The 12,791-nt window shown below is 73.0% G+C and carries 8 protein-coding genes; 3 read left to right on the plus strand and 5 right to left on the minus strand.

Annotation, left to right across the window (positions count from 1 at the left end):
- Window positions 1-62 precede the first annotated feature (62 nt).
- Window positions 63-2,294 (plus strand): DUF6541 family protein, encoded by a 2,232-nt coding sequence (locus G448_RS0110620; RefSeq protein WP_026407959.1) that lies wholly within the window; start codon window positions 63-65, stop codon window positions 2,292-2,294.
- Here G448_RS0110620 and G448_RS0110625 read toward each other — a convergent pair.
- The 3 genes from G448_RS0110625 to G448_RS0110635 form a co-directional block, all read right to left on the minus strand.
- Window positions 2,278-4,209, minus strand: a complete 1,932-nt coding sequence (locus tag G448_RS0110625; RefSeq protein WP_026407960.1) for a glycosyltransferase — start codon at window positions 4,207-4,209, stop codon at window positions 2,278-2,280. The two genes, G448_RS0110620 and G448_RS0110625, sit on opposite strands and share 17 nt — an antisense overlap.
- 254 nt (window positions 4,210-4,463) lie before the next feature.
- Window positions 4,464-6,470, minus strand: coding sequence for a DUF6541 family protein (locus G448_RS0110630; protein WP_026407961.1), 2,007 nt, complete (start codon window positions 6,468-6,470; stop codon window positions 4,464-4,466).
- The gene (locus tag G448_RS0110635) at window positions 6,467-7,771 is read right to left on the minus strand and encodes a nucleotide sugar dehydrogenase (RefSeq protein ID WP_026407962.1); all 1,305 of its coding nucleotides are present in this window, start codon (window positions 7,769-7,771) and stop codon (window positions 6,467-6,469) included. The genes G448_RS0110630 and G448_RS0110635 overlap by 4 nt, the downstream gene beginning before the upstream one ends.
- A 237-nt stretch (window positions 7,772-8,008) precedes the next feature.
- Between G448_RS0110635 and G448_RS0110640 the strand changes: the two genes are divergently transcribed.
- Window positions 8,009-9,157 carry a glycosyltransferase gene (locus G448_RS0110640; protein WP_026407963.1) on the plus strand — a complete coding sequence of 383 codons (1,149 nt, stop codon included), beginning with the start codon at window positions 8,009-8,011 and terminating at the stop codon, window positions 9,155-9,157.
- A 23-nt stretch (window positions 9,158-9,180) separates the two neighbouring features.
- On the opposite strand, the gene G448_RS16260 is transcribed toward G448_RS0110640, so the two are convergent.
- Together G448_RS16260 and G448_RS0110650 are read right to left on the minus strand one after the other, a co-directional pair.
- On the minus strand, window positions 9,181-10,506 hold the full coding sequence (locus tag G448_RS16260; protein ID WP_245572292.1) for a lipopolysaccharide biosynthesis protein: 1,326 nt from the start codon (window positions 10,504-10,506) through the stop codon (window positions 9,181-9,183).
- Window positions 10,507-10,582: 76 nt separating this feature from the next.
- Window positions 10,583-11,629, minus strand: coding sequence for a glycosyltransferase family protein (locus G448_RS0110650; RefSeq protein ID WP_245572293.1), 1,047 nt, complete (start codon window positions 11,627-11,629; stop codon window positions 10,583-10,585).
- Window positions 11,630-11,689: 60 nt separating this feature from the next.
- On the opposite strand from G448_RS0110650, the gene wecB reads away from it, so the two are divergent.
- Window positions 11,690-12,778 (plus strand): non-hydrolyzing UDP-N-acetylglucosamine 2-epimerase, encoded by a 1,089-nt coding sequence (wecB, locus tag G448_RS0110655; protein ID WP_026407965.1) that lies wholly within the window; start codon window positions 11,690-11,692, stop codon window positions 12,776-12,778.
- Window positions 12,779-12,791 lie beyond the last annotated feature (13 nt).

Genomic DNA, 12,791 nt, shown 5'->3' on the forward strand with positions numbered 1-12,791 from the left:
GGGCCTGAGGCGTTCCGTCTCCCCGGGACCGTGGTGATGGCCGGCAGCCCGAAAGGAATTCCATGGCCAGCTGGAGCGATCTCCTCCCCCCTCTGCTCGTCGCTGCGGCTCTGCTGTACGTTCCAGGCGGCCTCGTCGCCGCTGCGGGCCGTCTGCCCGTCCGCGTGGCGGTGGCGCTGGCCCCGGCCCTGTCCATCGCGCTCATCGCGGGCACCGGGGCGCTGGCGCCCCGGCTGGGACCGGCCTGGGGTCCCGCGCCGGTCGCGGGCGCGACCGTCGTCGCGGCCCTGACCACCATGGTCATCACCATCGCCGTCGCCAGGGCCGCCGCCGTGGCCGCCCGGCACGTGAGCGGGATCCCGGCCGCTCTCCTCCGGATCCCGGCCGCGATCCTGAGCGGCGGGGCCCCGGAGGAGCGCGCCTCTCCAGCGGGCGAGCCGACGCCCTCGGGCGAGCCGGGCCCCGACGAGCGCGCCTCCCCGCCGAACCCCGACGAGCGCGCCTCCCCGCTGGGCGAATCGGACTCGGACGAGCCGATCACCCGGCCGGGTCGCCCATCCGTCCCCGACGCCGCTCCCGCGCTCCGGGGCGGAGCGGTCGCACGTCTGCGGGGCCGATGCTGGAACGCCGCACGCGGCCCTCTGGGCGATCTCGTCCCGTGGACGGTCTCGGCCGTTCTCATGGCGACGATCTGCGTCCGGTTCATCGATGCGCCGGACGCCTTCTCCCAGACCTACGACGCGGTCTACCACCTCAATGCCGTGCGCTGGATCATCGACACCGGCAACGCCTCGAGCGTGGACTTCGACATGGTGGTCTCCAACGGCACGGTCTACCCCCTGGGCTGGCACACCCTCGTCGTGCTCACGATGCGCCTGTCGGGCGTCACGAGCATTCCCCTGGCCACCAACGCCGTCATGTGCGCGGTCGCCGTCCTCGTGTGGACCTCCGGGATCATGATGCTGACGGGCGTCCTGACGGCCGGTCGCCGGGCCGGGCGCCTCGCAACCGCGGTCCTGGCCTCCGCGGCGCCGGCGTTCCCGCTGCTCGGGCTGTTCTGGGGCATCCTGTACCCCACGTTCCTGGCGACCGCGCTGCTCCCGGGCCTCTTCCTGACCGCGTTGTCCTCCACCGGCGGGGGGACGCCGCTACCCCGTCGGGTGGTCCTGTGGCTCATGGCGGGGGGCGCGTGCACGGGGATAGCCTTCGCGCAGCCGTCGATCCTCGTGATCGCGGCCATCGCCGCGGTGGCCGCGGCCGCGGCGCGAACCGTCCGCCTGGCGGTCGTCTCCGTCAGAACGCGCCGCGGCGTGCGCCGGGCCGCTGCGGCCTGCGCGCTGACGGCGCTCCTGGCCGCGGCGTCGTGGACGATCGCGCCCGCGCTGCGCGCCTCGATGAGCGCCTCCCACTGGCCGCCGCACACCTCCGTGGCGGGGGGCATCGGCGAGGTGGCGACGAGCGCGCCCGAGCTCACCGCCATCGTCTGGCCGCTGGCGCTGCTCGTCGTCATCGGCTATGCGTCGGCCTGGCGCCGCCCGCGTCTCTGGTGGGTGGCGGTGACCCACACCGCCGTGGGCGCGCTGTACGTCGTGACCGTCTCCCAGGACTTAAGCCGGATGCGCTACGACCTGACCGGGTTCTGGTACTCCGACGCCTATCGCCTGGGCGGGTTCCTGATGATCACGGGGCTGCCGCTGGCGGGCATCGGCGCGTGCGCGCTCGCGGACGCCCTCGCCCACGCGCTGCCCGGCGCGGCGCGCACGGTCCGGACGGTGACGTGGGTCCGGGCGACGCTGACCGTGGTCGTCGTCGCGGCGCTCACGTGGCAGAGTCAGGGAGGTGCCGCGATGTCCGACAACCTCAGACGGTTCGGCCTCACGTTCCTCGTGACGGACGACTCCCAGTCGCTGACCGCCAATGAGCTCGCCATCGTGAGCCAGCTCCCCGAGCTTCTCGACCCCGGCGACGTCGTCCTGGCGGACCCCTGGATGGGCGGTTCGCTCGCCTATGCGCTGACCGGCGTCACGACGCTGCCCAGGCACCTGACCTCCTACGACGCCACGAGTCCGGCCCTGGAGGTGCTGATGGACAGCCTCGACGACGTGAGCGTCGATCCCGAGGTCTGCCCCGCGCTGGAGGAGCTCGGCGTCGACTACGTCCTGGACTTCAAGGGCCGCACGATCCTGGACGGTCCGAGAGCGGCGGGCCTGTCCGACATCCGGCCCCGTGACGGCTTCGAGCCGATCCTCATGATCGGGGACTCGACCCTGTACCACATCACCGCGTGCGCCTGAGCAGCGCCCTCTGAGCAGCGCGGTAGGCCGCCTGGCGCGCCGCGGTCGGCACCAGGCGGTAGCTGGCGCGCACCGCGAGATTGCGCGCGTACTGGGACGTCGTGATGACGCCGGCGCGACGCATCCTCGCCTGGAGATCGAGCTCGCTGCGCAGCAGGCGCAGACCCCCGCGCCGCGCGTAGGCGCCCGCGCCGACCCGGTAGCGCACCAGTGCCCGGGGCACGTTGGTGGCGCGCACGCCGTGGTGGATCATGCGAGCGAACAACCAGTAGTCCTCCATGAGGTCGAGGGGCTGGTAGCCGCCGACGGCGCGCACCGCGGCCGCCCGGTAGACGACCGAGGGATGGTTGAAGGGATCGCGCAGGGCCACAGCGCGACGGATCTGCTCCGGGTCCGAGGGCTGGCGACGGACGAGGCCGTCGGTGTCGGCCTCATCGTCGAACTCCTGGATGGCCGAACCCACCAGGTCGTACCCGGCCGCGATGAGCGGCAACTGCGTGGCGAAGCGCTCGGGGACGGAGATGTCGTCCGCGTCCTGGCGGGCGACCACGTCGTGGGCCACCTCCGCCAGCCCGGCCTCCAGGGCCAGCGCCAGGCCGACGTTCTCGGCCAGCTCGACCAGCCGCACCGGCACGGCCCCGGTGAGCTCGCCCCTGCGCGCCGAGGCGAGCGCCCCCTCCAGCTCATCGGGCACGGGCCCGTCGCGCACGATGACGACCTCGTCGGGCGGCAGGGTCTGCTCGACGGTGACCGAGGCCAGGCTGCGGCGCAGGAAGTCGGCGCGGTCTCCCCGGTAGACCGGCAGCAGCACGCTGAACGGCGGCGCGGAGGCGACGGGTCCGATGCCGCCCGCGGGTGCCGCATCCGCCGCACCGGTCCCCCCCTCCGCGGCACCGCCGCCCCCCGCCCCGGTGGCCTGGCGGTCCCGCCCGGTTCGCGCACCGCCGGCCCTCGCCGCGGCACGGGCGGCAGGGGCCATGGACTCGACGGCGGCGACGTCGGCCTGGACGGGCGTGCCCAGGAAGACCTCCGCATTGCTGGCGGGCCGCGCCAGGGCCTCCAGCAGACCCTGGCGGCCCGCCCTCCACAGCGTGCCCCGGTCGCCCGAGCTCACCGTCGCGCGCAACCAGCGGCGGGCCGTGGCCGCCTCGTACGCCATCCGCTCGAACGCCCCGAGCCCCTCGGAGTCGCGGAAGGTCCAGACCTTGTTGCGCACCTCGAAGCGGAACCGCTCCCCCGGGTCGGCGTCCGAGGATCCCAGCGCCCTGGTGAGGTGGTGCACGATCGACCCCGGCACGTACAGCCCGACCCGCCCCCGCAGGATCCGCGAGGTGTACTCGAAGTCGTCGTTCCACAGGAAGTAGGAGGCGCGTGGCAGGCCGACCTCGCGCACGGCGCGGGCGTTGAGCAGGACCGACACGAAGGAGGCGGTGCGGATCTGGCGGGCGCCCGCGAGCGCCGCGTGACGGTGGAGCGCCGGCGGAAGGCCGGGGCGGGTGCGCGGCCGGTTCATGGGGTGCTCGGCGCCGTCGGTCCACACGGCCTTGGAGGCCAGCAGCGCCGGCGTCCCGGGATAGTCCTCAGCGGCCCGCACGAGCGCCTCCAGCGCGGTGGCGGTCGGGACGGTGTCGTCGTCCATGATCCAGATCCAGTCGGCCCGCGGGAACCGCGTGAGTGCGCGCGCGATGCCGGCGGCGAACCCGCCCGCGCCCCCGGTGTTGACGGGAAGCTCGACGACATGGGCTCCCAGCCGATGGGTCGAGGCCACCTCGCCGGAGGCGTCGGTGGACGCGTTGTCCACGACGACCGCGCCCATCAACGCGACGGTCTGGTCCGCCAGCCCGTCCAGGCACCGGCGCAGCAGCTCCTGGCGGTTGTAGGCGACGACGACGGCGACGACGTTCGTGCGGCTCACTCGGACTCCTTCCGTGGACTGGGACCGGGCTCGGGCCGGACTGGTGCCAAGTGTGCCCCATCCGGGGCCCGCCCTCAGGCGCTGCGGGTCCCGCCGGTCAGGGCCTCCACCGCCGAGCGCCGGCCGGCCTCCTCCCCGAGGACGCGGCGCCCGCCGGGATCCGGGAGGCCCGGCCGCTCCGGGACGAGAGCGCTCAGTCCCCGCAGGCGGTGATGCGCCCCTCACGCGCGGGTTGGTTGGGGGTCTGCGCGGGCTCAGTCCCCGCAGGCGGTGATGCGCCACAGGCTGGCGGTGCCCGAGGAGGCCACCGGCTCCATGGCGTCCGTGGGCCAGTCGGCCAGGGCCCTGTCCCAGCGCAGGGGCGCCTGATGGTCCTCCCACCCCGTCCCGGTGCGGTCGACCCGCAGGTAGTACCGGGCACCGATCTCGCGCAGCAACTCGCAGGTCGTCGAGCCCGGCCGCAGATCGGGGGCCTGACCGGCGAGCCGGTCCGCGGCGGATCCGATCGTCGGCCTCGATCGCAGCGGGTACACGACATCGACGCCCCCGAGCGACCACAGGTAGCTCGCCCCGCGCGCGGGCGTCCCCACGACCACGGCGTCGTCGGGAAGATGATCGCCCAGGCCGGCGATGAAATCCGTCTCCTCGGGTGTGAGCATCGTGCCGTAGGCGATCCGATCGGGATCGTGGACCGACCTCACCAGCTCGGCCTGCAACGGCAGACGCCCCACGGCCGCGACGCACACGAGCGCGATGAGAGCGGCGACCGTCCTGCGCCCGGGACGCGCGTCGAGCAGATGACGCAGCCCCATGGCGGCGAGCACGAGACCGGGTATCACGACGAGCGGCTGAATACGCGCCTTCTGCAAGTACCACAGAGCACCGATGCGCCGACCCCACCACTGGGGGCCGCCGACGAGCGCGACGAGGAGCAGCGCCAGCGCCGCCGTGATCAGCCACGGGCGCGCCCGGGGAACGCGCACCGCCGCCAGCACGGCCAGCCCGCACACCACGACTCCCAGCGGCAGCCCGATGCGCATCGGGAGCCCGTGGAAGCCGAACGGCCCGTACTGCGGCAGATCGAGAAGCCCCTGCCCCAGGGCTCCCAGGAGGTTCCCGCCGGAGCGGGGGTAGCTCCAGACCCAGACCAGGGCCTCGCGCATGACCCACGCCCCCACCAGGGCGCAGACGGCGAGCACTCCCAGGACGCGAAGCGTCATCGTCCTGCGCCGACCACCGGCGCGGATCAGGCGCACGACAAGGGTGACGGCCGGCGGCCCGAGGAGCACCATGGTGTTGAAGGTCCCCGCGCCGTGGGCCAGGATGATCCCGGCCAGGGCGCCCGCGAACATCAAGCCGCTCATGAGCAGGCCGGATGGCGGCGGCGCCTCCGTCCGGACGTCCTTCCCGGGGGCGTCCTCGCAGGGCAGGCGGCGCAGCAGACGCAGCCCCAGGACCAGCACGCCGGGCAGGCAGACCACGCTCAGGGAGTAGGGCCACACCGCCAGGGTGCCCAGCAGCATCGTCGGAGCCCCCACCGTGGCGGCGCTCAGGACGGTGCCCAGCGCGGCCGCGGTACGGCTGCGGGGGCGGGCGTCGTCGTCGAGGGCCTCGACGAGCAGGCCGGCGATTCCGAGCGGCCAGGCCAGCGCCCCCACGACGAGCGCCATCGCGTTCGAGGCGACCGTCACGCCCGCCGGGAGCAATGCGACCACCCCGTGCCACACGGTCGGGTAGTAGGTCGGCGTCCCCTGGTACAGGGCCGCCATGCTCCCGAAGCTGGAGGCGTTCCCCACCTGGCGGATCGCCTGGACGGCGTTGAAGTGGAAGACGATATCGAAGGCCTGAGCCGGGGTGCTCATCGACCCCATGCCGATCAGCATCCCGACGGCGAGAATGAGGCACGCCGTCACCAGCCCGGCCGGCACGCGCGGATCGGGGCGCCGGGGACCGGAGTCGTTCCGAGAGTCATCAGAGGCATCGGTGGAGCGGGTCCGGCTCCCGGGGAGAGCACGACGGACGGCCATCAGAAGACCCGCGGCGAGAATCGTCAGTCCCGCGATGGCCACCCATCCCCATGGGCTCCAGGCCCGTCCGACGGACGCGGCCGCCAGCTCGGCGGTGCCGATGACGGCGCAGCTCAGCGGCAGCGCGGCGCTCGCCGCGCCCCAGCCCCGCACGCCCCCCAGGCGGGCCAGGAGCAGCCCGGGGACGATCAGGATCGCGCCCGCCAGCAGGACGCTCGCAATCGCGTGGATCATTCGCCACCGCCGATCGTCAACCGGGGCGCACCGGTCCACTTGGCGGCATCGGTGGCGCGGCGCCCGTCCAGGAGGAGTCGCAGCCCGGGCAGGTCGGCGGGGGCGAGCTCGTGGTACTCGGGGTGGTCGGCCTGGACGATGGCGACGTCGACCGGCTCCCCCAAGTGGTAGGGGGTCCAGCCGAAGCCGGCCAGCTCCTCGTCGGAGTACATGGGGTCGTGCACCAGCACCTCGGCGCCGGCCTCGCGCAGCGCCTCCACGGTGGGGAAGACGCCGGAGAAGGCGGTCTCCCTGACCCGCCCGCGATAGGAGGCGCCCAGCACGACGGCGCGCAGGCCGTCCAGGGAGCCGAGCACCTCGATGGCGCGGCCCACCGCGTAGGCGGGCATGGTCGCGTTGAAGAGGCGAGCGCTGCGGACCACCGTCGCGTCGGGATCCGTGGACAGGTACAGACGCGGGTAGACGGGGATGCAGTGGCCGCCCACCGCGATGCCGGGGTGGTGGATGTGGGAGTAGGGCTGGGAGTTGCAGGCCTCGATGACGCGCTCGATGTCGAAGCCGGCCCTGTCCGCGTAGACGGCGAACTGGTTGGCCAGGCCGATGTTGACGTCGCGGTAGGTGGTCTCGGCGAGCTTGGCCATCTCGGCGGCCTCGGCGGTGCCCATGTCCCACACGCCGTTGGGACGGGGCAGGTCGTCGCGCTCGTCGAAGTCCAGGACGGACTCGTAGAAGGCGATGCCGGCCCGGGTGCCGGCCTCGTCCAGGCCGCCCACGAGCTTGGGGTAGCGGCGCAGATCGGCGAGGACGCGGCCGGTCAGGACCCGCTCGGGGCTGAAGACGAGGTGGAAGTCGGTTCCCTCCCTCAAGCCGCTGATCTCCTCGATCATGGGCTTGAACCGCCCCCGCAGGGTGCCCACGGGCAGGGTGGTCTCGTAGGAGACGAGGGTGCCCGGGGTCAGGTGGGCGGCCAGGGAGCGGGTGGCGTCGTCCATCCAGGCGAAGTCCGGCTCCCAGGTGGCGTCGTCGACGAACAGGGGGACCACGAGGACGACGGCGTCCGCGCCCGGAACCGCCTCGGCGTACTCGGTGGTGGCCCGCAGGGCGCCGTTGCCGGTGGCGGGGCTGAGCGCGGCGAGCTTCTCGGCCATACGGGCCTCGCCGGGGAAGGGCTCGGCACCGGCGTTGACGGCCTCGACGACGGCGGGGGCGACGTCGACCCCGATGACCTCATGACCTTTGTCGGCGTACTGGACCGCCAGGGGCAGCCCGATCTTGCCCAGGGCGACGACGGCGATGCGCATACGGGTCCTTTCAAGACGGCCGGTTCCTGGCGCCATCGTATGCCACTGGAATGCTTCTGAAACACTTCAGCGAGAAGTCGGGTCCCATGCGGATTTTATATGACAAACAGGCAACATCCATACATATCATACATAAACGATGCACAGGATCCATGCAAGGTTCATGAGGAAGCATCTCGTCGCGCGCGCAGGAACCGTTCGAGAACGGGACGGGAGCCCGTCTTCTAGACTGCACCCGTGAGCCGACGCCCGACGATCCTGGTCATCTCCTTCTCGCCGATTCACCGGGACGCGCGAGTGCTGCGCGAGATCAGCGCGCTGGCCGAGCTCGGCGACGTGACCTCCGCGGGCTACGGAGTCGCACCGCCCCACGTGGTCGACCACGTCCGGGTCCCGGACGGGGCGGCGTCCCTCCCGCAGACGCCGGCGGGAGTCCTCGGCCTCGCCCTGCGCCGGCTGCGGGCGTCCGAGCTGGCCGCCCCGGCCGCGCGCGACGCGGTCCGACGCCTGAGCGGGCACGAGTTCGACGTGGTGGTCGCCAATGACGCGCGCGCGATCCCAACGGCATTCGCGGTCGCCCACGGCGCACCGGTATGGGCGGACATGCACGAGTGGGCGCCCGAGGAGCGCACCCATGTGACCAGCTGGCGCCTCCTGGTGGCCCCGCTCATGGACCACATCTGCCGCGAGTACCTGCCGCGGTGCGCCGCCGTGACGACGGTGGCCGGTTCGATCGCCGACCTGTATCGCGAGCACTATGGCGTCGCGCCGCGTCTGGTGCGCAACGCCGCGCCCTACGCCGACCTGGAGCCCTCGGCGCCGCGCGAGGACGGCACGGTCCGTCTGGTGCACTCGGGCGGAGCCGTGGCGGGCCGCAGCATCGAGACCATGATCGACGCCGTCGGAGCCGCGTCGCCGCATCTCACCCTCGACCTGTACCTGGTCCCCGGCAACGACGGCGGCCGCTACCTGCGTGCGCTGCGCCGCCGGGCGCGGGGATGCAGCCGGATCGCCTTCCACGAGCCCGTCGCCCCGGCCGAGCTGCCGGGCGAGCTCAACGGGTACGACGTCGGCATCTACTGGATCCCGCCGTTCAACACCAACGCGCGCCTGGCGCTGCCGAACAAGATCTTCGACTTCGTTCAGGCCCGGCTCGCGGTCGCCGCGGGGCCGACACCGGAGATGGCCCGCATCATCAACGACTTCGGCATCGGCGTGGTGACCGAGGACTTCGAGCCCGGCTCGATCGTCACGGCGCTCAACGCCCTGACGCCCGAGGACGTGGCCGTCTACAAGTCCCGCTGCGCCCGGGCCGCCCGCGAGCTCAGCTTCGAGCACGAGGCGGCCACGATCCGGGAGATCATCGACGAGCTGTCGCCGCGCTGACGCGCGGGCGCGCCGACCCGGGCTCACCGGCCCCCCTCGTCCCCCGCCGGAGCCGGCGGGAGCCCGCCGCGGTCGTAATCGCGTGCGACGACGACCGCCATGACCAGCTGGACGACCAGCATGCCCGCCATGAGCCAGCCCAGGACGACGGCCGTCGGCATCAGGTCCAGCCGGCTGAGCCACAGCCAGCCCAGAGGGGCGAGGCAATAGGCGACGGCGAAGGCGAGCAGCCGGCTCTGCCGCTCGGCGACGATGAAGATGTTGGAGATCGGGGAGGTCATGACGGTCATGAACAACCAGGGCGTCAGCGCCCTGGCGTAGTAGCCGGCGTCGTGCCAGGTGGCGCCGAACACGAGGGGGAAGAGCCACGGCGCGAGCAGGTAGAGCGCGGCGAAGGGCACGACGGCGGCCAGGCACGCCCGCCACAGCACTGCGCGCACGAGCGGCAGCATGGTGCCGGGCGCGGCGTCCGCGAGCCTCTTGAGGAAGACCAGGGACACCGAGCCGGCGATGAGGGCCACCGGGACCTGCAGGATGTTCCAGGCGAGCTGGAACTGGCCGAGCGCGGCCACCGAGGTGGCCCCGATCAGCAGGTTGATGCCACTGTTCCTCACCGAGTCCACGAAGACGTTGGGACCGTTGAGCAGGGGCATCCTCCGGTAGCGGTGGGCCATCGCCCGCATCGTGGGGGCGCCGGCGCCCAGGGGCTCGCGCAGCTCGGGCGTGCGCAGATGCAGGCGGAGCAGCGCCACCAGCTGCCCGGTCACCGTCCCGATGATGATCGCCGGCAGTCCCCCGTGCAGAGCCAGACCCGCCGCCAGCTGGAAGCAGGGCACGGCCGTGGACTGGAGAACCCGGTTCCTGGCGATGTCGCCGAAGCGCCCCTGACGCGTGAGCCAGTACTGAATATTGGTGATCTGCGAGACGAGGAAGACGGTGACACCGGCGCCCATGAGCCACCACATGAGCTCGCCCGAGTGGTGGTAATGGTCCCGCAGGATCCGGGCGCCGGCCATGCAGACGGCGGAGGTCAGCAAGGACGTCACGAGCACGCAGCGCGTCGCCAGGCGCTGGAGCACCCGCGCGGCCGCGTCATCATCGGGCATGATGATCGTCACGTCGAAGCGCAGCGCCGCGAAGGTGATGACGAAGCCGGTGATGGACCCGTACACGCCGAACAGGCCCTTGTCGACGTCGGAGTAGACCCGTGCGATGGGAATCTGCAGGAGGAAGATGACACCCTGGGAGGCGGCCGTCCCGGACACGAGCGTGAGGATGGACCGGAGGACGGGGCTGCGCTGCGCCGGGCCGCGCCACCCGGGCCGCCCAGCACCCATCGGCTTGATCATGCGGGTATTGAATCATGGGGCGACGCCGCCGATCATCCGGCGGGTGCGGGCCCCGGACCCGTCCGGTCGGGGCCGGTCAGAGCCGATCGAAGCGCTCGACCAGCCGTGCGACCGCCCGCCGCGGCGAGTGGTGCTCCGCCACCCAGGCGCGTCCGTTCGTCACCCGCTCGCCGTCCAGGGCCCGCCCGACTCCCCGCACGACGGCCTCCACCATGTCCGACCGGTCCACGGGCCCGCCCAGGACCGGGACATCGCGTGTGGTGTCGTGAGTCCCGTCGTACCACCGGCGATCCAGGGCCATCACCGTCGTGACCCCGCTCCCGACGGCCTCGAGCTCGGAGACCCCCATGCAGCCGGTCATCTGCCCGACCGCGACCGACCCGGTCGCCAGCCACCGGGCGTAGGCGTCGTGGCCCATTCTCGGGCGCAGCTCGACTCCGTGGTCGCGCGCCGCGCGCGGAGCTCCCTCGCCCCAGTCGAGCCCCTCGAGCACGATCGAGTCCCCGTACGCGGACCGGAGCGCGTCGAGCACCTCCACCTGGAGCTCCCCGCCCTTGGCGGCGTCCCAGCGGGAGGCGAAGAGCACCCGGAACGGCCCGTGCTCGACCGGCTCAGCCGGCTCGGCCGGCTCGTGCCCGACCAGCTCATCGACATCGACGACGACGGGCTGCAGCACGGCGTCCGGTCGCAGGTCCAGGACATGCTCGGCCAGGTCCGGAGTCGTGTAGTAGACGTCCCGCGCCCGGCGCACCGCGCGCGTCACGAGATCGGCGTAGCGCGCCTGGTACCTGCGCACGCGGATGTCCGTGCCGTGCAGATGCAGGACGCAGGGCCTGCGCAGCCAGTCGGTGTGCGCCGTCACGGTGGCCCCGTGCACATCGAGCAGATCGGCGCGCATGGCCCTGCGGACGAGCCCGGCCTCCCACCGGGCGCCGCGAAGCGCGCGCCGCAGCGCCCGGGTCCGGGGGGACCAGCCCGGGTCCGCCCGAGCGGTGTCGTACACGTCCCACCGCAGGCCCTCCGCCCGCGCTCGACGCACCAGCGCGCTGCCGATGCGGGCGATGTCATTGACGTGCAGGACCCTCACCCCGCCGGCCGCGCCGTCGGCCACGCCATCAGTCACGCCGCCATTGTGGCATGACTGCGGCACGGCGGCCCCGGCCCGTCCCGGTAGGGTCTCGCCATGCACGTTCTGTCCGTGGTCGGCGCCCGCCCGCAGTTCGTCAAGCTCGCCCCCATCGACGCCGCCCTCCGCGCCGCCGGGATCCGCCACACGATCGTGCACACCGGCCAGCACTACGACCCGATGCTCTCGGAGGTCTTCTTCCGCGACCTGGGCATCGGCGCCCCCGACGTCCACATGGGGGTCGGCTCGGGCTCCCACGGCGTGCAGACCGGGGCGATGCTCGCCGCCATGGACACCGTGCTCGCCCAGCGCGCCCCGGACCGGGTACTGGTCTACGGGGACACGAACTCCACGCTCGCCGGAGCGCTGTCGGCCGTCAAGCTGCACGTGCCGGTGGCCCATCTGGAGGCGGGACTGCGATCGTTCAACCGCGCCATGCCCGAGGAGATCAATCGGGTCCTGACCGATCACGCGGCGGACCTGCTGCTCGCACCGACGGCGGTCGGGGCGGCCCACCTGGCCGAGGAGGGGCTCGCGGCGCGCACAGTCGTCGTCGGGGACGTCATGACCGACGTGCTGCTGCGCACGCGCGACCAGGTGGTCGACTCCCCCGTCCCGATCGTGACGGAGCCGGGACCGGTCACGGGCCACCGGTCGTACTCGCTGGCCACGATCCACCGGGCGGAGAACACCGACGACGCCGACCGCCTGCGGTCCGTCCTGGACTCGCTGACGCGGATCGACCACCCCGTCGTCCTGCTCGCCCACCCGCGACTGGTCGCCAGGTGCGCCGAGCACGGGATCGTGCTGGAGGACCGGGGATCCCTGCGGATCCACCCGCCGCTGGCCTACCCCGAGCTCATCGCCTCCGTCATGCACGCGCGCGGCGTCGTCACCGACTCGGGCGGACTGCAGAAGGAGGCCTTCCTCCTGCGGGTGCCGTGCACCACCGTGCGCCCGCAGACCGAGTGGGTGGAGACCGTCGAGCTGGGTTGGAACGTGCTCGTCGAGCCGGGACCGCGCCTGGTGGCGGAGGCCTCGCGCCCGCGACCCGCCGAGCCGGAGGAGGCCCTGGCCCATCCCTACGGCGACGGGCGCGCCGCCGAGCACGTCGCCCGCGTGCTCATCGAGCGCGCCCGGCGCTGAACCGCGCCCGACG

This window comes from Actinomyces gerencseriae DSM 6844 (assembly GCF_000429265.1).
GTDB lineage: Bacteria > Actinomycetota > Actinomycetes > Actinomycetales > Actinomycetaceae > Actinomyces > Actinomyces gerencseriae.

Coding starts and splice junctions, on each gene's coding strand:
- G448_RS16260 (WP_245572292.1), bottom strand. CDS start 10,506: ATGATCAAGCCGATGGGTGCTGGGCGGCCCGGGTGGCGCGGCCCGGCG.
- G448_RS0110620 (WP_026407959.1), top strand. CDS start 63: ATGGCCAGCTGGAGCGATCTCCTCCCCCCTCTGCTCGTCGCTGCGGCT.
- G448_RS0110630 (WP_026407961.1), bottom strand. CDS start 6,470: ATGATCCACGCGATTGCGAGCGTCCTGCTGGCGGGCGCGATCCTGATC.
- wecB (WP_026407965.1), top strand. CDS start 11,690: ATGCACGTTCTGTCCGTGGTCGGCGCCCGCCCGCAGTTCGTCAAGCTC.
- G448_RS0110635 (WP_026407962.1), bottom strand. CDS start 7,771: ATGCGCATCGCCGTCGTCGCCCTGGGCAAGATCGGGCTGCCCCTGGCG.